This is a genomic window from Idiomarina zobellii (genome assembly GCF_900100855.1).
In the GTDB taxonomy this organism is placed as follows: domain Bacteria; phylum Pseudomonadota; class Gammaproteobacteria; order Enterobacterales; family Alteromonadaceae; genus Idiomarina; species Idiomarina zobellii.
In genome coordinates this window covers 29,088-54,167 of the sequence record NZ_FNCB01000015.1, presented here as the reverse complement: position 1 = coordinate 54,167, position 25,080 = coordinate 29,088, and the positions used below count along the sequence as shown (strand labels likewise).

The 25,080-nt window shown below is 47.4% G+C and carries 27 protein-coding genes and 2 tRNA genes; 17 read left to right on the top strand and 12 right to left on the bottom strand.

Annotated elements, in window-relative coordinates:
• Positions 1–51: 51 nt before the first annotated feature.
• Positions 52–273, bottom strand: a complete 222-nt coding sequence (locus tag BLT32_RS11195) for a DUF2970 domain-containing protein (protein WP_053954351.1) — start codon at positions 271–273, stop codon at positions 52–54.
• Positions 274–284: 11 nt separating this feature from the next.
• Complete coding sequence (locus BLT32_RS11190; protein ID WP_053954350.1) at positions 285–587, bottom strand: hypothetical protein; 303 nt, start codon at positions 585–587, stop codon at positions 285–287.
• Between the two features lie 135 nt (positions 588–722).
• Here BLT32_RS11190 and rpe point away from each other — a divergent pair, with 135 nt between their 5' ends.
• From rpe to BLT32_RS11170, 4 genes are all read left to right on the top strand, one after another.
• Positions 723–1,397: a ribulose-phosphate 3-epimerase gene (rpe, locus tag BLT32_RS11185; protein WP_053954349.1), complete on the top strand. Its 675-nt coding sequence runs from the start codon at positions 723–725 to the stop codon at positions 1,395–1,397.
• Positions 1,398–1,411: 14 nt separating this feature from the next.
• Complete coding sequence (gene trpS / locus BLT32_RS11180; RefSeq protein WP_053954348.1) at positions 1,412–2,422, top strand: tryptophan--tRNA ligase; 1,011 nt, start codon at positions 1,412–1,414, stop codon at positions 2,420–2,422.
• A gap of 9 nt (positions 2,423–2,431) precedes the next feature.
• Complete coding sequence (locus BLT32_RS11175; RefSeq protein ID WP_053954347.1) at positions 2,432–3,013, top strand: anthranilate synthase component II; 582 nt, start codon at positions 2,432–2,434, stop codon at positions 3,011–3,013.
• 69 nt (positions 3,014–3,082) lie between these two features.
• Positions 3,083–4,255: an HDOD domain-containing protein gene (locus tag BLT32_RS11170; RefSeq protein WP_053954346.1), complete on the top strand. Its 1,173-nt coding sequence runs from the start codon at positions 3,083–3,085 to the stop codon at positions 4,253–4,255.
• Here BLT32_RS11170 and BLT32_RS11165 read toward each other — a convergent pair.
• Positions 4,252–4,956: a flagellar brake domain-containing protein gene (locus BLT32_RS11165; RefSeq protein ID WP_053954345.1), complete on the bottom strand. Its 705-nt coding sequence runs from the start codon at positions 4,954–4,956 to the stop codon at positions 4,252–4,254. The two genes, BLT32_RS11170 and BLT32_RS11165, sit on opposite strands and share 4 nt — an antisense overlap.
• A 335-nt stretch (positions 4,957–5,291) precedes the next feature.
• On the opposite strand from BLT32_RS11165, the gene BLT32_RS11160 reads away from it, so the two are divergent.
• The 5 genes from BLT32_RS11160 (at position 5,292) to BLT32_RS11140 (ending at position 9,890) form a co-directional block, all read left to right on the top strand.
• Positions 5,292–6,494: an aspartate aminotransferase family protein gene (locus BLT32_RS11160; RefSeq protein WP_053954359.1), complete on the top strand. Its 1,203-nt coding sequence runs from the start codon at positions 5,292–5,294 to the stop codon at positions 6,492–6,494.
• A 16-nt stretch (positions 6,495–6,510) separates the two neighbouring features.
• On the top strand, positions 6,511–7,536 hold the full coding sequence (gene astA / locus BLT32_RS11155; protein WP_053954344.1) for an arginine N-succinyltransferase: 1,026 nt from the start codon (positions 6,511–6,513) through the stop codon (positions 7,534–7,536).
• A gap of 15 nt (positions 7,537–7,551) precedes the next feature.
• Positions 7,552–9,021: a succinylglutamate-semialdehyde dehydrogenase gene (gene astD / locus BLT32_RS11150; RefSeq protein WP_053954343.1), complete on the top strand. Its 1,470-nt coding sequence runs from the start codon at positions 7,552–7,554 to the stop codon at positions 9,019–9,021.
• A gap of 71 nt (positions 9,022–9,092) precedes the next feature.
• Positions 9,093–9,443, top strand: coding sequence for a DUF3802 family protein (locus tag BLT32_RS11145; protein ID WP_053954342.1), 351 nt, complete (start codon positions 9,093–9,095; stop codon positions 9,441–9,443).
• A 42-nt stretch (positions 9,444–9,485) separates the two neighbouring features.
• The gene (locus BLT32_RS11140; protein WP_176764957.1) at positions 9,486–9,890 is read left to right on the top strand and encodes an OsmC family protein; all 405 of its coding nucleotides are present in this window, start codon (positions 9,486–9,488) and stop codon (positions 9,888–9,890) included.
• A gap of 3 nt (positions 9,891–9,893) precedes the next feature.
• On the opposite strand, the gene BLT32_RS11135 is transcribed toward BLT32_RS11140, so the two are convergent.
• The 3 genes from BLT32_RS11135 to BLT32_RS11125 form a co-directional block, all read right to left on the bottom strand.
• On the bottom strand, positions 9,894–10,796 hold the full coding sequence (locus tag BLT32_RS11135; protein WP_053954340.1) for a phosphoribulokinase: 903 nt from the start codon (positions 10,794–10,796) through the stop codon (positions 9,894–9,896).
• A 61-nt stretch (positions 10,797–10,857) separates the two neighbouring features.
• Entirely contained in the window at positions 10,858–11,082 is a 225-nt protein-coding gene (locus BLT32_RS11130) for a SlyX family protein (RefSeq protein WP_053954339.1), read from the bottom strand.
• Positions 11,082–12,074 (bottom strand): WD40 repeat domain-containing protein, encoded by a 993-nt coding sequence (locus BLT32_RS11125; RefSeq protein ID WP_053954338.1) that lies wholly within the window; start codon positions 12,072–12,074, stop codon positions 11,082–11,084. Before BLT32_RS11125 ends, BLT32_RS11130 begins: the two co-directional genes overlap by 1 nt.
• A 94-nt stretch (positions 12,075–12,168) precedes the next feature.
• On the opposite strand from BLT32_RS11125, the gene fkpA reads away from it, so the two are divergent.
• Complete coding sequence (fkpA, locus tag BLT32_RS11120; protein WP_053954337.1) at positions 12,169–12,924, top strand: FKBP-type peptidyl-prolyl cis-trans isomerase; 756 nt, start codon at positions 12,169–12,171, stop codon at positions 12,922–12,924.
• A gap of 58 nt (positions 12,925–12,982) precedes the next feature.
• Here the strand turns inward: fkpA and BLT32_RS11115 are convergent, their stop codons facing one another.
• Positions 12,983–13,459: an Rsd/AlgQ family anti-sigma factor gene (locus BLT32_RS11115; protein ID WP_053954336.1), complete on the bottom strand. Its 477-nt coding sequence runs from the start codon at positions 13,457–13,459 to the stop codon at positions 12,983–12,985.
• 102 nt (positions 13,460–13,561) lie between these two features.
• Between BLT32_RS11115 and nudC the strand changes: the two genes are divergently transcribed.
• From nudC to BLT32_RS11095, 4 genes are all read left to right on the top strand, one after another.
• Positions 13,562–14,359: an NAD(+) diphosphatase gene (gene nudC, locus BLT32_RS11110; protein ID WP_053954335.1), complete on the top strand. Its 798-nt coding sequence runs from the start codon at positions 13,562–13,564 to the stop codon at positions 14,357–14,359.
• A gap of 85 nt (positions 14,360–14,444) precedes the next feature.
• Positions 14,445–15,515 carry a uroporphyrinogen decarboxylase gene (gene hemE / locus BLT32_RS11105; RefSeq protein WP_053954334.1) on the top strand — a complete coding sequence of 357 codons (1,071 nt, stop codon included), beginning with the start codon at positions 14,445–14,447 and terminating at the stop codon, positions 15,513–15,515.
• Positions 15,516–15,672: 157 nt separating this feature from the next.
• A complete protein-coding gene (locus BLT32_RS11100; RefSeq protein ID WP_053954358.1) occupies positions 15,673–16,728 on the top strand; it encodes an efflux RND transporter periplasmic adaptor subunit in 1,056 nt (351 codons plus the stop codon).
• Positions 16,729–16,731: 3 nt separating this feature from the next.
• Entirely contained in the window at positions 16,732–19,830 is a 3,099-nt protein-coding gene (locus BLT32_RS11095) for an efflux RND transporter permease subunit (protein WP_053954333.1), read from the top strand.
• Here the strand turns inward: BLT32_RS11095 and BLT32_RS11090 are convergent.
• From BLT32_RS11090 to rsgA, 3 genes are read right to left on the bottom strand one after another with little or no spacing between them, the layout of a single operon-like run.
• Complete coding sequence (locus BLT32_RS11090) at positions 19,827–20,555, bottom strand: glycerophosphodiester phosphodiesterase (RefSeq protein ID WP_053954332.1); 729 nt, start codon at positions 20,553–20,555, stop codon at positions 19,827–19,829. The two genes, BLT32_RS11095 and BLT32_RS11090, sit on opposite strands and share 4 nt — an antisense overlap.
• The gene (asd, locus tag BLT32_RS11085) at positions 20,552–21,400 is read right to left on the bottom strand and encodes an archaetidylserine decarboxylase (protein WP_053954357.1); all 849 of its coding nucleotides are present in this window, start codon (positions 21,398–21,400) and stop codon (positions 20,552–20,554) included. The genes BLT32_RS11090 and asd overlap by 4 nt, the downstream gene beginning before the upstream one ends.
• Before the next feature lie 44 nt (positions 21,401–21,444).
• Positions 21,445–22,488 carry a small ribosomal subunit biogenesis GTPase RsgA gene (rsgA, locus tag BLT32_RS11080; RefSeq protein ID WP_053954331.1) on the bottom strand — a complete coding sequence of 348 codons (1,044 nt, stop codon included), beginning with the start codon at positions 22,486–22,488 and terminating at the stop codon, positions 21,445–21,447.
• A gap of 69 nt (positions 22,489–22,557) precedes the next feature.
• On the opposite strand from rsgA, the gene orn reads away from it, so the two are divergent.
• From orn to BLT32_RS11065, 3 genes are all read left to right on the top strand, one after another.
• Positions 22,558–23,109, top strand: coding sequence for an oligoribonuclease (orn, locus tag BLT32_RS11075; protein WP_053954330.1), 552 nt, complete (start codon positions 22,558–22,560; stop codon positions 23,107–23,109).
• Positions 23,110–23,177: 68 nt separating this feature from the next.
• Positions 23,178–23,253 (top strand) — tRNA-Gly (locus BLT32_RS11070).
• Between the two features lie 38 nt (positions 23,254–23,291).
• Positions 23,292–23,367 (top strand) — tRNA-Gly (locus BLT32_RS11065).
• Between the two features lie 15 nt (positions 23,368–23,382).
• Here BLT32_RS11065 and BLT32_RS11060 read toward each other — a convergent pair.
• The gene (locus tag BLT32_RS11060) at positions 23,383–24,693 is read right to left on the bottom strand and encodes a type II toxin-antitoxin system HipA family toxin (RefSeq protein WP_053954329.1); all 1,311 of its coding nucleotides are present in this window, start codon (positions 24,691–24,693) and stop codon (positions 23,383–23,385) included.
• The gene (locus BLT32_RS11055) at positions 24,693–24,950 is read right to left on the bottom strand and encodes a helix-turn-helix domain-containing protein (RefSeq protein ID WP_053954328.1); all 258 of its coding nucleotides are present in this window, start codon (positions 24,948–24,950) and stop codon (positions 24,693–24,695) included. The genes BLT32_RS11060 and BLT32_RS11055 overlap by 1 nt, the downstream gene beginning before the upstream one ends.
• Positions 24,951–25,080 lie beyond the last annotated feature (130 nt).

Sequence of the window (25,080 nt, the reverse complement as noted above, 5' to 3'; positions counted from 1 at the left end):
TACTCGCGGGCGTCCTCATGAAGACCCCTCACAACCTTCGCGCCCCTAATGTTATGCGGCGGATGCCATAACTAGACTCACAACGCCAATCAGGCCAAACACAAAAAGAATGGTCAGAATGACGCCAATAATGATATAGGCTTTGGGGTTTCCATGTTGAAAGTCGCGATGCCGATTTTTCTCGGTTTGCACACCTAAAAACGCCGCCAGTACGCTGACAACCATGCTAATGAAACCGGGTTTTTGTTGGTTGTTTTCCTGCTGTTCAGACATTATTTGACGTCTTAACGAGAGTAGTTGTTTTTGTAGCGTTCTTTTTGAGCGTCGCTAGAGCTTGAAAAAAGCTCTATTAAGTCGAAGAAGTGGAACTGCACTGAACGACTGTGGCCTTTTAGCCAGTCACCCCAGGTGACTTCCTCTGTGGCCAGTCCACATTCTTTTTTCGCCTGAGAGTTTTCGCTACCAGCCAGAAGTTGCTGGCATTGCTGAGTGGCATTTTGCTGGGCGAACAATGTGCTAGGCGTTACCGTCGCAACTGCGGCAAGAGCCATCAGTGTCAGTGATAGAGTAACTATAGATAAGCGCATAACGTCCCCCCAAAAGCATTAGACTGAACAATTTATCAGCGATTTTGTAAAAATTCCAGTTATCAATACGAATTTTTTTGTTTCGGGTTAACTGCTACAATAGCCGCCTATTTTGACACCGTGGGATAAATAACGATGAAGCCATTAATTGCCCCTTCTATCCTGTCCGCAGATTTTGCGCGCTTAGGAGAAGAAGTTGAGTCTGTATTAAGCGCTGGCGCCGATGTTGTCCACTTCGATGTGATGGACAACCACTACGTGCCAAACCTGACCATAGGCCCTATGGTTTGTCAGGCGTTACGAGACTACGGCATTAAGGCGCCTATCGACGTGCATTTAATGGTTAAGCCGGTAGATAGAATTATTCCTGACTTTGCAAAAGCCGGTGCTTCAATTATTACCTTCCACCCGGAAGCGTCTGATCATGTGGATCGTACTTTGCAGCTCATTCACGAGCATGGATGTCAGGCTGGGCTGGTATTGAACCCAGCGACACCTTTGCATTACTTAGACCATGTTATGGACAAAGTTGATGTTACTTTACTGATGTCGGTAAACCCGGGTTTTGGTGGGCAGTCGTTTATTCCTTCAACGCTGGATAAACTCCGGGCGGTGCGTAAGCGAATTGATGACAGTGGCCGCGAGATCCGTTTAGAAGTCGATGGCGGTGTTAAAGTCTCAAATATTGGTGAAATAGCAGAAGCGGGTGCTGATATGTTTGTGGCCGGTTCGGCTATTTTTAATGCGGATGATTATGCCAGTGTCATACAGACCATGCGTGATGAAATTGCTGCAGTAACAGGTTCGTAGAGGAAAGAAAAAGAATGTCGAAACCAATTGTATTAAGTGGTTGTCAGCCGTCAGGGCAGTTGTCTATTGGGAACTATATTGGTGCCTTGCGCCAGTGGGTGAATATGCAGGACACGCATGACTGTAAGTTTATGCTGGTTGACCAGCATGCAATAACCGTTCGCCAGGAACCTGAACAACTGCAGCAGGCGACGCTGGACGGTTTAGCGCTTTATTTGGCGTGCGGTTTAGACCCTGAGAAAAGTACCGTCTTTATTCAGTCGCACGTACCTGAGCATGCACAGTTGGCCTGGGTACTGAACTGCTACACTCAAATGGGCGAACTGAATCGCATGACCCAATTCAAAGACAAGTCACAACGTCACGCGAATAATATCAATGCGGGTTTGTTTACGTACCCTGCACTAATGGCGGCTGATATTTTGTTGTATCAGGCCAACGAAGTGCCTGTGGGCGATGATCAAAAGCAGCACTTGGAAATGACGCGCAATGTCGCAGAGCGTTTCAACAATCTGTACGGTGATATTTTCACGATTCCTGAGCCTATGATTCCAAAAGTAGGCGCACGGGTTATGTCGCTGCAAGATCCAACCAAGAAAATGTCGAAATCAGATGACAACCCAAATAACTTTGTCGGTCTGTTGGAAGAGCCCAAGAAAATTCTTAAGAAAATTAAGAAAGCGGTTACTGACTCGGACGAGCAAGCACGTATTTATTTTGACCCTGCCGAAAAGCCGGGCGTATCCAATTTGCTGAGCATTATGTCTGCCGCAACAGGCAAGTCGATAGACGAGTTGGTCCCTGAATACGAAGGCAAAATGTACGGGCATTTGAAAGTCGATGTGGCGGAATCAGTAGTTGCTATGCTTGAGCCCGTTCAGCAGCGCTACCATGACATGCGTAATGATCAGGCTTTTTTGCAAAGCGTCATGAAGCAAGGCGCCGACAAAGCGCGCGAAGCTGCCGCAAAAACCTTAAAAGATGTTTATAACGCCGTTGGATTTGTGCCCTACCCAGAGGCGTAACGCCGGTACATGATTGTACTTATTGATAATTTTGACTCTTTTACTCATAACCTGGCTCGCTATTTCTGCGAGCTGGGTGAGTCGGTTGAGGTTTTCCGCAACAACGAAATAAGCGTAGCTCAGATTAATCGTTTAAATCCAAAGGCTTTAGTTATCTCTCCAGGCCCATGCACACCCAATGAGTCGGGCGTGTCGCTGGATGCTATTTCCGCCTTTAAAGACAAGCTTCCGATTTTAGGCGTCTGTCTGGGTCACCAAGCTCTGGCGCAGGTGTTTGGTTCAACGGTGGTGCGTGCTGAACAGGTGATGCACGGAAAAGTATCTAACCTGACACACAACAGTCAGGGATTGTTTGAGGGGTTGCCAACCCCGATGGAAGTCACCCGGTATCACTCGTTGGTTGTTGAACCTGACACATTAGCTCAAGAGTTTGTCGTAGATGCCGAAACCAAAAGTGAGACAGGCCAGCGGGAGATTATGGCTATTCGACATAAAAAATGGCCGCTTTTTGGTGTTCAGTTTCACCCTGAATCGGTTATGACCACGCAAGGCCATAATCTATTAGCGAATTTTTTACGTTATATACGATAATTAGTAACTGTTGCCAGGCGCTGAAATCGCCGATACTTAAGCTGTTTTAAAACTCATAGGCGAACATCGATGTTTCACTTTTTCTCAAATACCACGGAAGGTGGTTCTAAAGACCCCGCACTAAGGCTGGAGAAACGGTTTATTAACTATCTCATTAGTTTTCCGTTTGCTCGTAAAGCCCGTTCTAAAGCCGATGGGGTCGAAGATGAAGAAAAAGAGCAACGTCGTAAGCTACTAGAGGTAGAGCGTTTAAACTACGAAGAGCGTGACCGAAAAGCGCAGGCGCGCCAACGCTTCTCCGATAGGGTCTCAGAAGAGCTGCATGAAGAAATTTATCATCGCGCACTAGAAACCATAGAAGACGGCGACTATGTGCGAGAGCGCCTAATACCTCTACCCGAAAAACTTCCCGAATTGTTAGATACGCTTAGCTTAAAAGCAGCGTCTATGCGCCGTATTGAGTCCCTTGTTCAGGGGATGGACTGGTTTCATACTGGTTTACTGCGTACCGTGAACCAACCTCCGTTTATTGACCGTAACCGACAGGTTAAAGTCGATAATTTACGGGTTGCGATGAGCTTTGTGGGTACTGAAAACCTCCGTTTGCTGGCACCTGCCTACATCATGCAAAACTGGCTGCCGCCATCGACGCAGCCTTTTACTTTATTTCGTCGCAAAGTGTGGGAGCACTCATTAGGCACCGCCATTGCCGCTCATAATATTGCGGTTGAGAGAAAGCTGAAAGACCCCATATTGGCTTACACTATGGGGATGTTCCACGAGCTGGGCAAAATTGCATTGACCAAGTTGTACCTGAAACTGTTTGATGATGTGCAGCGCGAGTATGCAATGGCTTCAGTTAATGACAAGTCGCCTGAGCGCCACAATGCCTTAGTTCAGCTGACGCCTGACGAGCGTTTCCTGCGTGATTTAATGCTGGAAAAAGACAAGGAAGTGAGTTACTTGGTGGCTGAAGGGTGGGGACTAAAGCGCGTTCCAGTAAGTCAGCACTTACTGTCTTTTACACAAGCCGATAGGGTGAACCCAACATACGACTCAGACTATGCTGAGGTATTGGCACAGGCTAATGCGTATTGCGAATTTCGTATGATGCGTGAAGTCGACTTAGCAAGCCTGGAAGAAGGCAAACGCATACTGAACAAGTACTCGGTGTCGGCGGAAACGGTGGCCAGATTGAACAACGTTAGCTTAAAACGCCCACCAATTATAGTTCCTGACTAACACTCGAAGTCGGTGTCGATAAGCAGGTGATTAAACACTTCGGTTATGTGTTCTTCTGGGTCGGTGAAACGAACACCGATACCAATTCGCCCAACCTCTTTGCGTTGGTTCATAATTTGGCCGGAGAGAGTTAACGGTTCTCGTTGAGAGCCAGAGCCAATGTTTATTTTAATGTTCATGTGCGTCACATTGCCTGCGTTACTCTGTGCTTTGAAGAGTATGCGGCAACCTGCCGTTGAAATATCCACAATAACGCCACTGGCAAGTTTCTTGCGATCACCTTCTTGAACAGCTGTGGAAGTCACATCAACGGGAATATGGGTACTGACTCTTTTTTGTGCCCGTAGCGCCCGTTGCTCAACTTCTTTAGGGTAATCGAGATAAATAAGCCGAAAAGGGAAGTTGGTCACTGCCCGTATCTTACTTTTGAAAGCGATACACTCGCCGGCTTCGCCTTCTATGACAAGACGAACAACAACTGGGTTGCCTTCATACAGAACGTCAACGTAGCTTCCATCGGTTTTCGGGTTAGGTTGTTTTAATAAAAGGTAACGACCGCTATCAAAACCAATTAGCTGCAGTTTGGTGCGCACTTTGGTGGCGGATGCAAATTCAACATCTATCATATCGCCAGGGCGCAAGTAATTGAGCTTCATATGAGGCTGCGACGATTCTGGTAGTGTCGATGTCTCTTTTTCCATAACATCTGCCGAAGTTGTATACGAATAGTCTCAGGCTAAAAGAAGGCGGTAAAAATTGCAATGCAATTCATGATATAGAGTTGTTAATAAATTTTACAAAAAGAAATTTACAGAAAAAATGTGAGTAAAGATTCAGTGACTATTCACGCTTAAGCATAACTATTCAGTTAAAACGCAATAAATCCCCAAATGCTGATATGAAAAGGCTTTTGAAAGGAATTAACACAGACAAGCTGGTCAAATTTTGGCATAATAGCGCCCTTTTCAAGACATTCATTTGTTGACACCTTTGTTAATTCGCATGAGCGATAAGGACGAGAGTAATGACAGACAAAATGGCAGTAAATCGCGAAATGTTTAACGACGTTATGGTTCCAAACTACAACCCAGCGTCAATGATCCCGGTTAAAGGCGAAGGCGCCCGCGTGTGGGATCAAGACGGCCGCGAATATGTAGATTTTGCTGGCGGTATTGCTGTTAACTGTTTAGGTCACTGCCATCCGGCAATGGTGTCAGCGTTGCAAGAGCAAAGTCAGAAGCTATGGCACTTAAGTAACGTATTTACTAACGAGCCGGCGATTCGCCTTGCTAAAAAGCTGACCGATGCAACTTTTGCAGACCGCGTTTATTATGCAAACTCAGGTGCAGAAGCCAACGAAGCTGCGCTGAAACTGGCACGTCGCTGGGCGATTGAAAAGTACGGTGAACATAAGCAAAAGATTATTGCTTTTACTAAAGGCTTCCACGGTCGTACTTTCTTTACGGTAACCGTTGGTGGACAACCGGCTTACTCAGACGGCTTCGGTCCGAAACCAGGCGCTGTTGAGCACGTTGACTATAACGACGCTGAGGCGTTGAAAGCGCTTATTTCTGACGACACTTGTGCCGTTATGATGGAGCCGCTGCAAGGTGAAGGTGGTGTGGTAGCGCCAGATGTCGAGTTTGTAAAAACTGTTCGTGAATTGTGTGACCAGAATAACGCGTTGCTCATTTTTGATGAAGTTCAAACAGGCTTTGGCCGCACGGGTACTTTGTATGCTTATGAACAATTAGGCGTAACACCTGACATTTTGACTTCTGCTAAAGCGTTGGGCGGCGGTTTCCCAATTGGCGCTATGCTAACCACCAAAGAAATTGCCGAGCACCTGAAGCCAGGCACGCATGGTAGTACTTACGGTGGTAACCCGTTGGCTTGTGCTGTCTCTGAAGCGGTATTCGATATTGTGAACACCAAAGAAACCCTGGATGGCGTTAAAAAGCGCGAGCAGCTTTTCAAAGAAGAACTGCAGCGCATCAATGAAAAGTATAACGTCTTCAGTGAAATTCGTGGTCAGGGGCTCTTGTTGGGCGCGGCACTTAACGAGCAATACGAAGGTAAAGCGCGTGAATTCTTGTTAGCCGGTCAAGAGCATGGCGTTATGGTGTTAATTGCAGGCGCAAATGTTGTGCGCTTCACGCCAGCGCTCATTATTTCTGAAGACGATATCAAAGAAGGCCTGCAACGCTTTGAAAAAGCTGTTGCTCAGGTTGCCGGTTAATTACTGAGGCGTTTTTATGTTGCTAATCAGACCCATTAAGCCGTCAGATTACGAAGCCTTGTATCAGTGTGCGATTGAGTCAGGTCACGGGTTTACCTCGTTGCCCGTCGACCAGTCGCTACTAGAGCGCCGTATTGATCGTGCCCAAAAGGCTTTTCGAAAAGAGAACGTCGAAACACCGGGTGATGAAAGTTACCTATTTGTGATGGAAGACACCGAAACCGGAACCATCGCGGGTGTTAGCGGTATTGAAGCTGCGGTGGGTCTGGATGAAGCATTTTGGCATTACCGTCTCGGTAAAGTCGTGCATCATTCAGAAAAACTTAATATCTATAATGCATTGGAAACTTTGACCTTGTGTAATGACTACACGGGGGTGTCAGAGTTGTGCACCTTGTTCTTGCGCGAACCATACCGTCACAACATGAATGGTCGTACGTTGTCGCGTTTCCGTATGTTATTTTTGGCCCAGTTTAAACAGCGTTTCAGCGACTGGGTGATTGCCGAAATGCGTGGGGTTTCCGACGACAATGGTGACTCGCCGTTTTGGACTTGGCTAGAAGATAATTTCTTTTCAATGGATTTTCCAAAAGCGGATTATCTAAGCGGTATTGGCGATAAAACCTTTATTGCTGAGCTAATGCCACGCTTTCCAATTTACACGAACTTGTTGAGTGAAGACGCTCGTGCAGTTGTCGGAAAAGTACATGACAACACGCGACCAGCACTTAAATTGCTGGAGTCGGAAGGTTTCCGTTTCCGTGGCTTTGTCGATATTTTTGATGCTGGTCCAACGGTAGAAGCAGAGGTCTGCAACTTAAACAGTGTAAGAAACAGCAAAGTGGTAACCGTGAGTGTTAAAGAACAAGTGCCTGAAGTTGAAGCAGCGGTGCCTCATATTGTCTGCAATACACAGTTGGAAAACTTTCGAGCCACCAAACTGTTGTTAGCAGAAGGTGCAGATGAGCTGATTCTCGATAACGAGCAAGCCGAAAAAATGCATTTAAGTGACGGCGACGACGTTCGAGTTGTCGCACTTTAAGCAGGAGTTAAATTTATGACAAACAGTATTCAGTTTATTAACGGAGCATGGGAAGCAGGCGAAGGCCAAAAATTCGATTCTGTTGACCCGGCTCGTAACGAAGTCATTTGGTCGGGTGAATCGGCCAGCGCGAACCAAGTGGAAAAGGCTGTTATGGCTGCTCGACAAGCGTTTCCGGAATGGGCTGAAAAGTCTGTCGACGAGCGTTTGGCTATTTGTAAAAAGTTTTCAGAGTTACTGGAAGAAAACAAAGAGCACTTAGCGCGTACCATGGCAAAAGAGACCGGTAAGCCGGTTTGGGAAACTCGTACAGAAGTTGGCGCTATGATGGGAAAAGTAGCAATTTCAGAGCGAGCTTATAATGAGCGTACGGGCACGGTTGAAAATGAAATGCCAGGCGCGAAAGCCTTTATCCGCCATAAACCGCACGGTGTTGTTGCCGTTTATGGTCCTTATAATTTCCCAGGTCATTTGCCAAACGGACACATAGTACCAGCACTTATTGCCGGTAATACCATTGTCTTTAAGCCCAGTGAGCTAACGCCTATGGTCGCTCAGGAAACCGTTAAGCTTTGGGAAAAAGCGGGTATACCTGCTGGTGTTCTTAACTTAGTGCAAGGCGAAGTTGAAACGGGTAAGGCGCTGTCTGCACACCCTCAAATTGACGGCTTGTACTTCACCGGCTCATCGAATACCGGACACCTACTGCATAAACAGTTCGGTGGTCGTCCGGATAAAATCTTAGCGCTGGAAATGGGCGGTAATAACCCATTGTTAGTGACCAATGTTTCGGACATTGATGCGGCGGTTCACAACATTGTGCAGTCTGCGTTCATTACCTCAGGCCAGCGCTGTACTTGTGCGCGCCGCCTGTTTATTGAAGACTCAGAACAAGGTCGAGCGGTACTAAAACGCTTAGTCGAAGTCACTGAAAATATTCTGGTTGACGACTATGAAGCAGAACCTCAGCCATTCATGGGCGCAATGATTTCTGCTAAAGCTGCCGGCGAAATGGTCGATGCACAGAATGAGCTTTTGCATAAAGGTGCCAAGTCGCTGGTTCGTATGAAGCAGGAAGACCCTAAAAAAGGCTTTGTGACACCAGGTATTGTTGATGTCACGGGTGTTGAAGGTCTTGAAGACGAAGAGCACTTCGGTCCGCTGTTAAAGGTGTATCGTTATAAAGAGCTTGATGATGCAATTAAAGAAGCAAACAACACGCGTTATGGTTTGTCGGCTGGTGTTCTTTGTGATGACGAGCAGACCTATCGCTACTTCTTTAAGCACATTCGGGCAGGCATTGTGAACTGGAACAAGCCAATTACAGGTGCGAGCAGCGCTGCGCCATTTGGTGGTATTGGAGCCAGTGGTAACCACAGAGCAAGCGCTTACTACGCGGCTGACTACTGTGCGTACCCTGTTGCTTCAGTTGAAGCTGATACCATGACATTACCTGAGTCATTGGCACCAGGACTTAAATTCTAGTCACAATCTGTGCTACTTTAGCGGTTGGGCAATTTGAATGATTGTCCAGCCGCATACGTAAAGAGAGTCAGATGATAGTAGAAACCGACGGATACATTGAGCTGATTCAGTACTTAACGGGGCAATTACCGTTATTTTCTGACCAAAGCGCACAGGTAAAAACCGCAGACTACACTTTGCGAGACTTAATGGAAGAAAAGCTTTCCATGAGCATGATGGCGGTTTTTGAGCAAAATGAGCTGAGTCAGGAGCAGCGGCTCGATATTGTTCGTGAAACAGATGCTATTGTTTATGACTTAGAAGAAGCTCTCTCCAAAGTATTGGATACCCATCCAACTCCAGAGCAGGAATCTTTCATAGATGAGTTTGTCGGGCTGGTGAAAAACCTGTTTGACGAGCACCTGCGAGAGTATCGCGTATAACCTTACTGAAAACGACAAGGAACAATAATGGCTGATAACACGATGAACGCAAAAGTGAGCTGGCATGAGGACATGACGTTTGTAGCTACCTCCGGCAGCGGTCATCAGGTCATTATGGATGGGGATTCTCCCGGCAAAGCGCCAAGCCCAATGGAAATGGTCTTGATGTCTGCGGGCAGCTGCGCCTCAGTCGATGTTGTCAGTATTTTGCAAAAAGCCCGTCAGGACTTCAGCGAATGCTACTGCGAGCTTTCTGGTAAGCGAGCTGACTCAACGCCCAAAGTGTTTACAGACATTCATATTGAGTTTGTGGTGGTTGGTAAAAACGTCAGTGAAAGTCATGTTGAGCGTGCGGTCAAACTGTCAGCCGACAAATACTGCTCAGTGGCTAAAATGCTGGAAGCCTCTGTCAATATCACCCATAGCTACCGAATAGAGGAAGCTTAAAAGCTATTGCTGGCTTGAGATCCAGTCGACTTGTCGGCGAACTTGGTTCTTTCTATCCATAATTTGCTCAATTAATGGCGTTAAAATTAGCTCCATTGCCAACGCCATTTTTCCACCCGGAACGACTAATGTGTTGGTCCGGGACATAAATGAACCTTCTATCATTTGTAAGTAAAACGGAAAGTCGACGTTTTTAATTCCGCGGAAACGAATAACCACGAAGCTTTCATCCAGTGACGGTATGTCCTTCGCGCTAAATGGGTTGGACGTGTCTACGGTGGGAACGCGCTGAAAATTAATATGGGTGCGTGAAAACTGCGGCACAATATGGTGAATGTAGTCTTCCATACTGCGTACAATGCTGGTGGTGACCGCCTCTCTTGAATGACCGCGCTCTGAGGTGTCACGAATGAGCTTCTGAATCCATTCCAGGTTAACAATGGGAACCATGCCAATGAGCAAGTCGACATATTGCGCCACATCATAACTGTCGCCACAAACACCGCCATGAAGGCCTTCGTAGAAAAGTGCGTCGGTGCTTTCCGGAAGCTCTTCCCAGGGAGTAAAGGTGCCTGGCATCTGGTTGTATGGCACAGCATCATCAAAACTGTGTAAATAACGTCGGATTTTGCCCTGACCGGTTTGTGAATAGGAGCGAAAAAGCGACTCTAAGCGATCAAAGTCATTGGCTTCAGAGCCAAAGTAACTGATGTGCCGCCCCTGCTCCTGAGCTTTGCGAATGGCTAGGTCCATTTCCGGTCGGGAGTAGCGGTGAAAACTGTCACCTTCCACAAAGGCAGCGCTTACATCTAATGAGCGAAAGATGTGCCTAACCGCTTGGCCCGTTGTGGTGGTTCCGGCGCCTGATGAGCCGGTGACCGCAATAATTGGGTGTTTTGATGACATAACATTCCCGCAAACTAAAACAGAACAGTTGTTATACGTTGCTTAGCCCGCAAGATCAATATTAGTAATGTGGTGGTGGCGGCTCTTTTGATGGATCAGAGCTGTCTGAGCTTTGCTCCTGCATTTGCTTTAAACGCTTACCCAGCCAGCGAATTTGACGTTGCATTTCAGTCATTTGCTGAGTTTGTTCAGTGACGAGCTTATTCAATGATTCAATGGTGTCTTCCTGAAAGGTTAATTGCATTTCCAGGTTTGCCATTTGTTGTTCGACTTTCTTTAAATCCATTATTTACTGCCTGTTAAGTCAATTTCCCACCATTCAACGAGGCCTGCTGAGCTTTCGCTGACGACGGTATTTTCAGCTTCATCGAAGACTACCGCTAAAACGGACGCATTACTTGGACGTCCACCGTCTCGTAAGTCGACTCGCCAGTCACTTAATAGTTTGCCAGTAGCAGTGTCCCAAATAGCAATGCGACGCGAAGGAGCTCCCGTGATTAAGTAGTCTCCCGATTCACTAAAGCGGGCTGCGCTAAAAATACGTTGCCGGTCAGGAAACTTCAATCGACTCACTTCCTCCCCTCCGGGCAATGCTCGAATAACTGCATTATCCGTAGAGTCGGCAGCAAACGCATACCTGCCACTGGGGTGAAGTGCCACTTGCGTCATACGACCTTCATACTCCCAGCGGTGCACAATTTGGCCACTGCGAGTGTCCCATAAAATGGCGGTGTAGTCGTTAGATGCACTGAGTACATAAAAACCATTGGGTGAAATATCCAGCGCATTGACGGCTTCGGTATGACCGTAAAACTCTATGCGGCGGCCGGACTGCGGGTTAAAAGCGACCTGAGTGCCGTCACGTTTACCTAACACAACGGTACCACCGGACTTGCTCACAACAATTTTCTGAATGCGCCCATTACCAATGCTCCAAAAACCTAAGTTTTCACCGGTTTTCATATCCCACATAGAGAATTCATAGCGCGACGCAGCAACGGCAACACTATTGTCCGCGGCAATATCAACATCAATAATTTGTGAGACTTCACCTTCTTCGTGTTCCCACTGATACTTTGCGTTATTCGCGTAGCGTGGCCATAACAGTAAGCCGGTTTCGTCAGTAGACACTAAGCTGTAAGATCCGTCGTCTGATATGTCAGCCGCGTAGGTGCCATTTTCAGCATGGACCTTCTTGTGAATTTTATCAGGGGAAGGCTGGCAGGCACTCACTGCTAAAGTGAATAGCAGTATAGCGCTAAGCTTTATAAAAGGCATAGGCAACTCCCCTGTGGTTGTGTAGTATGGTTCTGTTCACTAACACTATTATGACATAGTCCGAAAGGATGCAAGACGATAATTGGAGAAAACAATGAAACATCTGATGAAACCGTTGGCAGTATCAGCGGTCGCCCTGGCGTTAGCCGCTTGTTCACAAGAAAAATTTCCGGCAAACGACACTCAGTTGCAGACAGAAAAAGACAAACAAGCGTACGCGTTGGGCTCATCGGTTGGCGGCTTTATTGCACGTAACTTGGAGCGTCAGGAAGAAGCCGACTTCATTCTGGAGCGTGATGTTATTATTGCTGGTTTTGTGGATGCTATTAAAGGCGACCCTCAGCTGAGCGACGAAGAAGCAGAAGAAATTTTGAACGCTATGCGTCAGGAAGTGATGGAGCAGCGCCAAAACGTTTTAGGTCAGAAGTCGGCTGAAGAAGGTCAGGCTTACCTGGAAGAAAACAAGAAGAAAGAAGGCGTTAAAGTGACTGAGTCCGGCTTACAGTACGAAGTTCTTGAAGAAGGCAGCGGCGAGAGTCCAGCCGAGACCGATATGGTCGAAGTTCACTATGAAGGTACATTGATTAATGGCGAAGTCTTCGATAGCTCATATGAACGTGGAGAGCCAACCTCGTTTCCTCTGAATCGTGTCATTCAGGGCTGGACCGAAGGTCTTCAACTGATGAAAGAAGGTGCGAAATACCGCTTTGTCATTCCAGCTGAGCTAGCTTACGGCGAGCGCGAAGTGGGTGGCGGACAAATTCCACCAAACTCAACGCTAATTTTCACGGTAGAGCTGTTGGACGTGAAAAATACTGAAGAAGAGCCGGCAGGCGATACAGAGCAGTAATACTTTGTAATATGACGTGGCCTGACGTAATTAACGTCAGGCCACGTGCGTTTTAGGCTTATGCAGTTATAAGCTGATGCTCTTCTAAGTGGTTGAGTAATTGATCCTCAAACTCCATGCGAAGCTCAATGGCTTCACCTAACGCAGACAAGTCTCGGTCAAACTTGTCGCAATGATTGGTTGAATCGATATCGCCGTATTTGTCGTTAAAGTCTAATGCAATATCGGTTGTATCAGAGATTAACGGGAATAAGTCGTCTGCTAAGTCATCAACTGAATGTCCCTGACTGCTCGCTTCTCGGACAATCTGGTCATAAATTTCAAAATGACCACTGGATACATAATCAACTAACTGACCGCAGAAGTTTCTTATATCAACAACGTCTGGCAAGCCTTTATGACTGTTTTCATAAGGCGGTAAGGCGGCAAGTTTAAAGTAATTGATCAGCAAGTCCTGGCGTTCTTCCAGCCAGTGATCAATGGTTTTATGAGCGCCACCCCAGCGCTTTTTTGCCTGTTCATTACGGCTTAACATGATACTCTCCGTTATTGATATCAGTCATCAATGTAAATTCTCAGTCGTTAGAACTCAATAGGTTTTACGCAAAAATCGTCTTACAGAAGAAAGAACCGAAATATGGCAACTTTATACGCAACTCCAGCGAATGACGAACCCGCATGGTGGTTTGTTGTCAGCGCCGATCATATTTTTCTGACTCATGATGGCGAAGTGCCTTTTGGGCAACTAAACCAGCTTGCGTTTCCGGACTTGGCGCAATACCAGGTTATTGAAATTGGCGAAATTCGCGAAAGAACCTGCTATCTGGTCATGGCGGATTACATGGATGAGCAGTTTAAAGGCGGTGATTTTGCACCGTTGCGACAGCTGTTAAGACCGGATGACATGGAAATATTCGAGATGGCCGGGCGCGCGCGGCAGTTCAGCGACTTTTTGAATACACACCGATTCTGTGGCCGCTGTGGTACTCGCATGCAAAGTGTTGAATGGGAACTCGCCATGCACTGCCACCAGTGTCAGCACCGCTGTTATCCGCGAGTGTCCCCTTGCATTATTGTTGCAATCACAAAAGGCGAGCAACTGCTTCTAGCTCAGGGTAAACGACATAAAGCGGGGCTTTACTCTATTCTAGCCGGATTTGTGGAAGCGGGAGAAAACCTGGAGCAAGCACTTAAGCGCGAGGTGTACGAAGAAGCTGGTATTCGTGTGAAAAACATTCAGTACCATATGAGCCAACCTTGGTCTTTTCCGCATTCTCTTATGATGGGCTTTACCGCCGAATGGGACTCCGGCAATTTGCATATTGACCCTCACGAACTGGTTACCGGAGACTGGTTCCCAATTAATGACTTACCTCAAATACCCCCGCAGGGAACTATCGCACGCACACTTATCGATATAGCCATAAAGAGGTAGAAACCAGCTAGCTATAAGTTTTCATGGAGTGCGCGCGCATGCACTGCTAAAATGCGCGCCAGAATTTTGTAAAAATGGATGAGTTATGACGGCTCCAGCATTAAAAAATGATCGTTACCTTCGCGCTTTATTGAAGCAACCTGTTGACCGGACTCCAGTTTGGATGATGCGTCAGGCTGGACGTTATTTACCTGAGTATAAAGAGGTTCGGGCTGAAGCTGGCGACTTTATGTCGCTTTGTCGTAATACGGAATTGGCGTGCGAAGTCACTCTGCAGCCGCTACGCCGTTTTGATTTAGATGCAGCTATTTTATTCAGCGACATTCTCACTATTCCTGATGCTATGGGTCTTGGGCTGTATTTTGAAGCGGGTGAAGGGCCTAAGTTTAAAAATCCAGTCAGAGATATGGCGGCGATAAAGAATTTGTCAGTACCTGACATGGAAGATGAACTGGGCTATGTCATGGATGCGGTCAGAATGATTCGCCGTGAACTGCAAGGTGAAGTGCCCCTGATAGGCTTTTCCGGCAGCCCCTGGACGCTGGCGACTTATATGGTCGAAGGCGGCAGCACTAAAAACTTTTCCAAAGTTAAGCAGCTAATGTTTGCAGAGCCCGAAGCCATGCACCACCTGCTGAATGTACTGGCTGACTCTGTCACTCAATATTTGAACGCGCAAATAGCTGCAGGAGCGCAGTCGGTTATGATTTTCGACACCTGGGGCGGCGTTTTGTCACCACGAGACTACAAAGAGTTCTCGCTAGCCTACATGGAAAAGATTGTACAAGGCCTGACGCGTGAAGCCGACGGTCGCAAAGTACCAGTGACGTTATTTACTAAGAATGGTGGTCAGTGGTTAGAAGCAATGGCGGCGTCAGGAGCCGATGCTCTGGGAGTTGATTGGACAACCGACTTATCAGACGCGCGAGCTCGCGTTGGCGGACAAGTTGCCCTGCAGGGAAATATGGATCCGAGCGTTTTGTACGCTTCGCCTGAGCGCATTGAACAAGAGGTTCAGACAATACTGGAAAGCTTTGGTCACGGGAATGGTCATGTGTTCAACTTAGGGCATGGTATTCACCCGGAAGTAAACCCAGAGCATGCGAAAGCGTTTATTGACGCCATTCATAAGCACAGCCCGATATACCATAAGTAAACACCCTGACTTGTAGATTCGGGCAAAAACGCATCTAAAATACTGAATTTGCGATTAAAGACCGATAATCCTCGTTAAGTGCACCGCCTTTATGGCGGTGTTTTTCGTACAATAAGCTATGTTTAAAACCGTTGGACACAAGCTTTTAGAGGTCAACATGGCGAAACGTAGCTGGATTAACCCAATTACCATTGTGGTTGTCGTTTTATTAGCGGCAGCAATTTACTTATTTGGGTTTCCACCAAAAGAAGCGGTAGAGCAGGGAGAGCAGCAGGCCGTGCCGGTAAAGGTACAGCAGGCAGAGGTCAGTGAGTTTCGGGATACTATCGAGGCTTTGGGTACTGCTATGGCCAATGAAACTGTCGAAATTACTGCGCAGACACAAGACGTGGTTGATAAAATCTACTTCGACAGTGGTGACCTGGTGAAAGAGGGTCAGCTTTTAGCCGAGCTTAACGCACGCAAAGAAGTTGCTCGTGTTCAACAAATTAAGTTCAGCTTAGACGAAGCAAAACGTCAGTTAGATCGTATTGGTGAGCTGCGTCGTGGCAATGCAGCGTCACAGCAACAGCTCGATGAACAACAGGTAAAAGTTAATGGCTTACAGGCAGACCTGGAAGTCGCAGAAGCCACGTTGCGAGAAATGAAGATTTACGCTCCGTTCTCAGGACGCGTAGGTATCCGTCAGGTCAGTCCTGGGTCTTTAGTAGGTCCAGGCGACGTATTCACAACTTTAGACGACATTAAACCGATAAAAATTGATTTCAGTGTGCCAGAACGTTTCTTTGCCAGCATAGCGGTGGGTCAGGAAGTGATGGCGCGCAGCCGGGCATACCCGGGAGAGCTTTTTAGCGGACGCATTACCAGCATTGATTCACGCATTGACCCGGTAACCAGAGCTGTACGTGTTCGAGCCAAAATAACCAATGATGATGAGCGCTTGCGCCCGGGGATGCTGTTGCAAATTACCCTATTGCGCAGTATCGACGAAGCCATGTTGTTACCGGAAAAAGCGTTGGTTCCTATTCAAAACCGCCAGTATGTCTATGTGTTAACTCCTGACAACAGAGCCCGTCAGAAAGAAGTGACCATTGGTCGAAGAAAGCCGGGGATTGTTGAAATTACTGATGGTCTGAAACCTGGCGAGAAAGTCATTATTGAAGGTATTGTCCGCCTTCGCGACGGAATTCCAGTATCCGTTCAGGGAGAGTAATTTATGTTGTTGTCTGATCTCTCTGTTAAACGTCCGGTATTTGCGACGGTTCTAAACATACTTTTATTGGTGTTTGGTATTGTTGCGTTCACGATGCTGCCGCTGCGTGAATACCCTGATATCGATCGCCCAATTGTCTCAATTGATACCGACTACCCGGGAGCCTCCGCCGAAGTTGTGGAAACGCAGGTCACTCAACTTGTGGAAGACCGCATCAGTGGCATTGAGGGCATTAAAAATATCAGCTCCAGTAGCAGTAATGGCCGCTCGCGTATCAGTATCGAATTTAATTTAACCCGTGACATTGATGCGGCATCGAACGACGTTCGTGAGCGCGTATCGCGTGTGCTCGATAACCTGCCTGAAGAAGCCGACCCGCCTGAAGTGTCAAAAGCCTCCAGCGACGAAAGTACGGTCGTTTGGTACAACCTGCGCAGTGAAAGCATGTCCATTCTTGAGCTGACCGACTACGCTGAACGGTACATTGTGGACAGACTGTCGGTGGCTGACGGGGTAGCGCGAGTGGTAATCGGTGGTGACCGCCGTTATGCCATGCGTGTTTGGCTGGACCGCGATGCAATGGCGGCACGGCGTGTGACGGTGACTGATATTGTTAATCGGTTGCGTGAAGAGAACGTTGAATTACCTGCCGGTGAGGTTGAGTCAACAGACCGGGAGTTTTCGGTTCGAATGGCCCGGGCTTACCTGGCGCCGGAAGACTTTAAAAACCTTGTAATACGCCAGGGCGATGATGGTTACCTTGTTCGTTTAGGGGAGGTTGCCCGGGTAGAACTCGGCGCCGAGGACGATAAAACCGACTTCCGCGGTAATGGCGTGAATATGGTCGGTATTGGCATCATTAAACAGTCCAAGGGCAATACGTTGGAAGTGGTGAATAATGTTCACCGGGAAATGGAGAACATACAGGAAACACTTCCGGAAACCATGTATTTGGCGCCAAGCTACGACTCATCGATATTCATACAGGGGTCAGTGGATGAGGTATACAACACCTTAGCCGTAGCGATGTCGCTGGTTATTGTCGTGATTTACCTGTTTTTGGGGAATGTACGGGCGACCATAGTTCCCGCGTTAACGGTACCTGTCGCCATAATTGCCTCTTACATTGTGCTTTTTGCCTTAGGCTTCTCTATCAACCTTCTGACTTTGCTGGCGCTGGTATTGGCGATAGGCCTTGTGGTTGATGACTCCATTGTCGTGTTAGAGAACATTTACCGACGTATCGAAGAAGGCGAGCCGCCATTGTTGGCCGCTTACCGGGGCGCGCGAGAAGTTGGCTTTGCCGTTATAGCAACCACATTAGTGCTTATTTCCGTGTTTGTACCTTTGGCGTTTCTGGAAGGGAACATTGGTAAGCTCTTTACCGAGTTTGCTTTAGCCATAGCTGCGGCGGTCGCTTTCTCAAGTATTGCAGCACTGACGCTAACCCCAATGTTGAGCTCCAAAGTACTCAGCAAAAAAGAGCGAACCAGTAAGTTTGGTCGGGCTTTTGATGCGACCTTTAACTGGCTGGAAAACGGCTACGGCAACATTCTTGAAAAAAGCGTGAAGCGCCCGCTAGTGGCGGTAGTTTTAGTCGTAATGTCAGGTGTCGTTGCTTATGGCTTGTTTAGTTTTATTCCGCAAGAGTTTGCGCCACCGGAAGACCGCGGAACCTTTTATATCCGTGTAAACAGTGCCGAAGGTGCCAGCTTTGAGTCGAGCTCACGACACATGGATGAAATTGAGCAAATACTTCTTCCATATATTGACGAAGGAAAAATTGACCGCTTAATTGTCCGAGCGCCGGGTTGGGGCGGCAGTGCCGGTATCGCCATTGTTGGCGCAGTGCCATTTGATGAACGCGACTGGTCAAGCTTTGACTTAATGGAAGAAATGCGAGAGCAATTAGACTCTGTCGTTGGTGTTCAGGCATTCGCTTTCATGCGCAGCGGCATTAGTGGTGGCGGTGGTCGACCGGTACAGTTTGTATTACAAGGTAATACGTATGAGCGCCTAGCGGAATTTCGCGACATCGTTATCGAAGAGGCGTCAACAAACCCAGGGCTGCAAAACTTGGACAGCGACTATAAAGAAACGCTGCCACAACTGCTTATTGAAGTTGATGAAGCCAGTGCGGCGGACTTAGGTGTGTCGGTTCAGGATATTGGTATTACGCTGCAGTCCGTGCTGGGTCAGCGCCGTGTCACCACGTATCTCGATAGAGGTGAAGAGTATGACGTTATGCTCGAAGGTGAGAAAGCAGACTACCGCAGTCCAAGCGCTATCGATAATATCTATGTGCGTTCGCGCAAAAGTGACGAGCTCATTCCGCTTTCAAACTTAGTCAGCGTTACTGAGCAGGCAACTTCAGCGCGACTGAACCGTTATAATCGTATGCGCAGCGTGACCATAGAAGCGAACTTAGCCGAGGGCTATTCGCTTGGCGAAGCTTTGAGTTACTTAGAAGGCGTGGTTCAGGAGAAGTTGCCTGAAGACGTTTCTATTGACTATAAAGGTGAGTCGCAACTTTATAAAGAAAGTGGCAGCTCTATCGTCTTTGTATTCGGCTTAGCGTTGGTGATTACCTTCCTGGTACTAGCCGCTCAGTTTGAGAGCTTTATACATCCGTTGGTCATCATGCTAGCGGTTCCAATGGCGATTGTGGGTGCTCTCATAGGTCTTTACGTAACGGGCATGAGTATCAACATTTACAGCCAAATTGGTATTGTCATGCTTATTGGTTTGGCTGCCAAAAACGGTATTTTGATTGTTGAATTTGCGAACCAGCTTCGTGACTCCGGTGTCGATTTTAAAGAGGCGGTGCTGCGGGCTTCGCGTCAGCGTTTGCGGCCTATTGTGATGACTGCATTTACGACTCTCATGAGTGCTATGCCGCTTATTCTTGGCTCAGGGCCGGGCGCTGAAAGCCGTCAGGTTATTGGTACGGTGATATTTGCCGGTGTGGCGGTATCGGCGTTCTTAACCTTGTTCGTCATTCCTGCGTTGTACATTGCGCTGGCTCAGAAGACCAGTTCACCTATGGCAATTACACGTAAGCTGGAGTCGATGCAGGAAGAGTATCCGGACCACCACAGTTAATAGTGCAAGATAGGATCATTGCCGGCAGTCGTTAAGCCGGCAATGACATTTTGTGCAAAGCTTGGATGGTTCGTGAAAATGCCATCAACGCCCATTTCGTGCAGCTCTTCAATATCGTGTCTTTCGTCGACCGTGTAGACATACACCTGAAGTCCCCGTTCATGTCCGTCTTCGACCAGTTCTTTAGTCACAAAGTCCACGGCGAAGTGAGCGGAATAGGCGTTAAGATCCTCCGCAAACTGACAGTAAGTTAACGGACAGCTGGCACTTAAAGCGCCAATAAGGGCGTCGGGGCGACGCTTTTTGAGGCGTTGCAACCAATGATGGTTAAACGATGAAAACAAAAGCTGCTCTTGCGAAAAGCTCGTATTGGTTAGTGCGAAATCCACATCTTTAAGCAATTCGCGAGTCGGAATGTCGCCTTTTAGCTCAATGTTCACATGACAGTGACCATTAATGTGTTTAAGGGCATCGCGTAGCGTCGGTATGGGTTGCTGTCCAAATATTTTTAGATGCTTTATTTGCTCGGCAGATAAGTCTTTTAAGCGACCAGGCGTTGCGGTGAGGCGCTCGAGGTAGCGGTCGTGAAAGACGAAGCGCTCGCCGTCAATGCCGTAAACATCGAGCTCGATGCCATGGACGCCGGAGTCCATGGCGCGCGTAAAGGCCGCTAGTGTGTTTTCCGGGGCTTCGTAACTTGCGCCCCGGTGAGCCCATAAAATCAATCGTCACTCTCTTTAGTTTCTGCTTTTCTTTTTGCCATGACCTGACCCATGCGAGTTGTAGAGCGAGGCTCAAGGTCATCGTCAAATTCTATAGCATCCTTGGCAAACGTCAGCACCACGGTCGAGCCTAATTTGAAGTGACCCATTTCTTCACCTTTCTTTAGGTGTATAGCCGCAGGGCCAGATGCCGGATAAGACCAGCTTTGAATGCGTCCACCAGTTGGCGGTGTCACAGTGCCGGACCAGACTGTACCAATACTGGCAACAATAGTGGCGCCAACCAGAACCATCGACATGGGGCCAACTTCTGTGTCAAAAATAGCCACAACACGCTCATTACGAGCAAATAAATTGGGCACATTGGCTGCTGTGAGTGGGTTCACTGAATAAAGGTCCCCCGGTACGTAAACCATTTTCTTGAGCACGCCATCGCATGGCATATGAATACGGTGATAGTCTTTCGGTGCCAGATAAATGGTCGCGAAACCGCCATTCATAAAGGGTTTGGCATCTTCTTCGCTGCCGCCTAGCAGCTCTTGTAACGAGTAGTCGTGACCTTTGGCCTGGAATATACGCCCGTCTTTAATTTCGCCAAGCTGACTGACTGCACCGTCTACCGGATGTGCCAACTCGTCATCATCCGCCTTTAATGGTCTTAGTTCGGGCTTTAGACGGCGCGTGAAAAAGTCATTAAAGGTTTTATACGCTTGCGGTGACTCTTCAATAGCCTCACTCATATCAATTTTGTATTGACGGATAAACCAACGGATGAATGTCTGTGTGAACCATCCGGCACGTGCCGCTGCAAATTTTCCCATCAAGCGGGAAATAAGGTGCTTCGGCATAACGTGCTGAAAGAATATTTTGGCTTTATCGGTTTTTGCCACAGTTAATTACCTCTAATGACCCTGCTGGGTTTCTGTGTTTTCATCGTTTCAATAATGCGATGATAATTAGAAAGGCGCCAGTCGTGCAATTCATTCTTGCTGACAGCCTCTTGTAAAGCACAACCGGGGTCTTCTGCATGTTTGCAATCCCGGAATTTGCAGCCGCCTAAATAGTCACGAAAGTCGACATAACACCAGGCAACACGCTCTGGCTCCAGGTGCCACAATGAGAACTCCCGAATACCGGGCGAATCGATAAGCGCACCGCCCTCGGCTAAGTCGTACCAAGTCGCTACCGTTGTTGTGTGCTGGCCGAGCCCGGAATTATCTGACACTTGTTTGGTTTCGGCGTTCACTTCAGGCAATAGCTGATTGACCAGCGATGACTTCCCGACACCGGATTGTCCGACAACAATAGATACATGGTCTTTAAGCCGTTGCCTAAGTGCTTCAAGCCCCTCGCCGGTTGTACTGCTGACCTGAAGCACCGTGTAGCCAATATTCTGATAGTCAGCTAAACGTTGCTCAATATACGCTTGTTCTTTGTCATCGATATTGTCGAGCAAGTCGGCTTTGTTAAGTACAATAATAGGCTCAATACCTATGTCTTCGCACGCCACTAAATAGCGATCGATAATTTGTGCCGAAAAGCTAGGCAATACGCTTGATATGACAAAAATTTGGTCAATATTGGATGCCACAGGCTTCAGGCCGTCGTAATAGTCTGGACGTGAAAGCAGGCTTTGGCGCTCGTGCACTGCGATGACAACGCCCTGCATACCCTGCTGCTCAGTCGTCGCCCGTGCCCATTGAACAATGTCTCCACAGACTAAGCTGTCGACCACACGGCGAATATGACAACGATAGGTGTTGCCTTGCTCATCTCTAATGTCAGCGTGCTGTCCAAAACGGCTAATGACACGGCCTGTTTCAGGCGCATTAAGCTGGCCGTCGTTCCATTCGACGTCATTACCTTTCAGCCGCTTTTTTTGATTCGCCGACACACGGCGCTGCTGACCTTTATTGAGACGTTTGCGTTTTGCCAATCGGGATAACCTGTTGTCGAGCTTTAAATGACGCTATCATACAACAAATTGCATTGAGAGAGCAGGGTAATGGCTGAAGACAATAAGAAACAACGCTTAATCTGGATAGATTTAGAAATGACCGGATTGGTGCCGGAAGAACACCATATTATTGAGGTAGCGACTATAGTCACGGATGCTGAACTCAATACAATAGCCGAAGGTCCGGTAATTGCGGTTCATCAACCTAAGAAATACCTCGATCGTATGGACGCCTGGAATGTGAAAACCCATACCGGCTCAGGTCTAGTCGAACGCGTGCAAAAAAGTCAGCATAACGAGCGCACAGCAGCGGCAGCAACCATTGAATTTTTGCAGCAGCATATCGATGCCGGCGTATCGCCTATGTGTGGCAACAGTATCTGCCAGGACCGTCGTTTCTTAGCCCGTCACATGCCGGATCTCGAAGCGTTTTTCCATTACCGAAACCTCGATGTGAGCACCTTAAAAGAACTGGCTAAACGCTGGCAGCCAGAAGTAGCGGATAGCTTCAAAAAGTCCGGTGCTCATGAAGCTCTGGCAGATATTCGAGAGTCTATCGATGAGCTGAAACATTACAGAGAACATTTTTTCAGCAAATAAGCCAATTGCAGCGCAAAAACTATTGACCTTATCAGTGGTATCAGTAGAATACACGCCGCACTGACGAAGCGGGAATAGCTCAGCTGGTAGAGCACAACCTTGCCAAGGTTGGGGTCGCGAGTTCGAATCTCGTTTCCCGCTCCAACGTCAGACTTTCCAGAATACTGCAAAAGTACCAATATGCGGGAATAGCTCAGCTGGTAGAGCACAACCTTGCCAAGGTTGGGGTCGCGAGTTCGAATCTCGTTTCCCGCTCCAAGTTTTATCTAAAAGTCAGCTAATAAGTCTCTCTTTTCGACGATTAAGACCTTCAAAAATAGGCTCTGCAACTTTCATTGGAAAGTGTTTGGGTAAGCGCTTACTAACCTTTTCAATAACGTTATCTGTGCTTTCATACATTACCTTAAGAACGTCCTGCATCTGTTTTAGGCTGTACTGCGCTTCCTTTGCTGAACTTATGAAGTGACGCCCGTAAATCTGAAAAAGCTTTGATTTTCGACCTTTTGAGCCTTTAAGTGTCATAGCGAGTTTTAAGTCTCTTAAATGAAGCCCTTGACCGCCGACAGCTGGGTACGCAGAAAGAATGTCATAAATCGGAGTTAACTTGAAACCACCCCCTGGCTCTATAAACACAGAAAAGTTTTTAGCGTGACCGTCGGTTGCTCCTAGCAGAAAAAATAGCACCTGTGCTGCCATAAAAGTTCTTCTGTCTTTGTGAGAGTTAGAAGAACTTTGTAAGTGCTTCATAATTTGCGCTATGGACGGACCGCCGTCAGACTCGTACTTTCGAGCAGAAGGGCAGCTAAGCACCTGACAGTAATCCTCTTGCGGCAGGCGCATGAGCCAGGATCTATCACTGGAGTGCTTGCGATCAAAACGTTCTACAGCCAAGGCTTTTACTCTACCTGTATTAACAATCTCACAAGCGGGCACGTCGAACCCGAACTCTCTGGCAATTTCCAGACACAGCAGCTCATTTTCAACGCTATCGGATAAGTCGATAGTATGGTCTGCTCCCTGAATCTTGCCTATAGGTAGCTTGATGATGTGGCTTGTCGGTGTAGTCCCTTCGGGAATGCACCATTTATCTTCTATTTTCAACAGCGCCGTCTTTTCTTGCGCGCCGGCTATAGATATACGAAAGTCATTGAGCTCATTCACCATGCCAAGTGGTGCTTTTGACTGGTAGCCGAGAAGAACCTTTTCTAGCTCGCTGTCATTCAGAGGCTGGTAGTTTATTGTCTTTATATTGCCAGGTTGTTCCCCTTGAGGGTAAAACTGTAAAGCGCCTACTGTATCTCGGCCTACTGCTTTGAGAAGATCGAAAGGTTGTTTCGAGTCGGCTCGGTAGCGTGCAACAATCCTGTCTCTAACTTCCTGGCTATCGGGCAGAAGATTATCGAAAAAGTTGATGACTTCAGGACCTTCGTAGGCGTTCCTTGTTAGAGGCATTGATAACGAAATGGGACGGGCGCCCGGTGTATCGAGCCAGTTGATACTGTAAGTAAAACGGTGCGCGCCAGAGTTACTGCGGTGCAGCTCACCGACCAGCAACCCGTTCATATAAATATCGAGTTTATCCATTACCATTCCTCGTTCCATGAGTGTTCAGTGTTGTTTTCCTGAGCGTTTTCCTTGCTCTTAATGCTTAATTCTAACCCCAGCGCTGATAGAAGCCGAAATAACGTATCTATTTGGCTTTTCTCAGGAGAAAGCTCAAAGCTTGAGACAGTGCCCTGTCTTAAACCAACAGATTCAGCAACTTTTGCCTGACTTAAACTTTGTCGTTTTCTTTCATCTTTTAAATGAACCGCTAACGCGTGGGGGCTTGTAATTTTCATACCTATTCCTAAACGTGAGTCCGTTTAAGAACAGTATTATACGCATTTGCGTGTAAATCAAATTTTAATCGCTAGTGCGTGTATATAAATTTATAAACGCACTAGCGACTAACCGAGCTTGAAGGTTTTC

Excerpts from the sequence above, each read along its gene's own strand:
- BLT32_RS11055 (WP_053954328.1), bottom strand. The coding sequence starts at position 24,950 with ATGAAAATTACAAGCCCCCACGCGTTAGCGGTTCATTTAAAAGATGAA.
- BLT32_RS11095 (WP_053954333.1), top strand. The coding sequence starts at position 16,732 with ATGTTGTTGTCTGATCTCTCTGTTAAACGTCCGGTATTTGCGACGGTT.
- BLT32_RS11130 (WP_053954339.1), bottom strand. The coding sequence starts at position 11,082 with ATGGATTTAAAGAAAGTCGAACAACAAATGGCAAACCTGGAAATGCAA.
- BLT32_RS11060 (WP_053954329.1), bottom strand. The coding sequence starts at position 24,693 with ATGGATAAACTCGATATTTATATGAACGGGTTGCTGGTCGGTGAGCTG.
- orn (WP_053954330.1), top strand. The coding sequence starts at position 22,558 with ATGGCTGAAGACAATAAGAAACAACGCTTAATCTGGATAGATTTAGAA.
- fkpA (WP_053954337.1), top strand. The coding sequence starts at position 12,169 with ATGAAACATCTGATGAAACCGTTGGCAGTATCAGCGGTCGCCCTGGCG.
- BLT32_RS11125 (WP_053954338.1), bottom strand. The coding sequence starts at position 12,074 with ATGCCTTTTATAAAGCTTAGCGCTATACTGCTATTCACTTTAGCAGTG.
- BLT32_RS11170 (WP_053954346.1), top strand. The coding sequence starts at position 3,083 with ATGTTTCACTTTTTCTCAAATACCACGGAAGGTGGTTCTAAAGACCCC.
- hemE (WP_053954334.1), top strand. The coding sequence starts at position 14,445 with ATGACGGCTCCAGCATTAAAAAATGATCGTTACCTTCGCGCTTTATTG.
- trpS (WP_053954348.1), top strand. The coding sequence starts at position 1,412 with ATGTCGAAACCAATTGTATTAAGTGGTTGTCAGCCGTCAGGGCAGTTG.
- astD (WP_053954343.1), top strand. The coding sequence starts at position 7,552 with ATGACAAACAGTATTCAGTTTATTAACGGAGCATGGGAAGCAGGCGAA.
- BLT32_RS11165 (WP_053954345.1), bottom strand. The coding sequence starts at position 4,956 with ATGGAAAAAGAGACATCGACACTACCAGAATCGTCGCAGCCTCATATG.
- BLT32_RS11145 (WP_053954342.1), top strand. The coding sequence starts at position 9,093 with ATGATAGTAGAAACCGACGGATACATTGAGCTGATTCAGTACTTAACG.
- rpe (WP_053954349.1), top strand. The coding sequence starts at position 723 with ATGAAGCCATTAATTGCCCCTTCTATCCTGTCCGCAGATTTTGCGCGC.
- BLT32_RS11195 (WP_053954351.1), bottom strand. The coding sequence starts at position 273 with ATGTCTGAACAGCAGGAAAACAACCAACAAAAACCCGGTTTCATTAGC.
- nudC (WP_053954335.1), top strand. The coding sequence starts at position 13,562 with ATGGCAACTTTATACGCAACTCCAGCGAATGACGAACCCGCATGGTGG.
- BLT32_RS11190 (WP_053954350.1), bottom strand. The coding sequence starts at position 587 with ATGCGCTTATCTATAGTTACTCTATCACTGACACTGATGGCTCTTGCC.
- BLT32_RS11160 (WP_053954359.1), top strand. The coding sequence starts at position 5,292 with ATGGCAGTAAATCGCGAAATGTTTAACGACGTTATGGTTCCAAACTAC.
- BLT32_RS11100 (WP_053954358.1), top strand. The coding sequence starts at position 15,673 with ATGGCGAAACGTAGCTGGATTAACCCAATTACCATTGTGGTTGTCGTT.
- BLT32_RS11135 (WP_053954340.1), bottom strand. The coding sequence starts at position 10,796 with ATGTCATCAAAACACCCAATTATTGCGGTCACCGGCTCATCAGGCGCC.
- BLT32_RS11140 (WP_176764957.1), top strand. The coding sequence starts at position 9,486 with ATGAACGCAAAAGTGAGCTGGCATGAGGACATGACGTTTGTAGCTACC.
- BLT32_RS11115 (WP_053954336.1), bottom strand. The coding sequence starts at position 13,459 with ATGTTAAGCCGTAATGAACAGGCAAAAAAGCGCTGGGGTGGCGCTCAT.
- asd (WP_053954357.1), bottom strand. The coding sequence starts at position 21,400 with ATGCCGAAGCACCTTATTTCCCGCTTGATGGGAAAATTTGCAGCGGCA.
- BLT32_RS11175 (WP_053954347.1), top strand. The coding sequence starts at position 2,432 with ATGATTGTACTTATTGATAATTTTGACTCTTTTACTCATAACCTGGCT.
- astA (WP_053954344.1), top strand. The coding sequence starts at position 6,511 with ATGTTGCTAATCAGACCCATTAAGCCGTCAGATTACGAAGCCTTGTAT.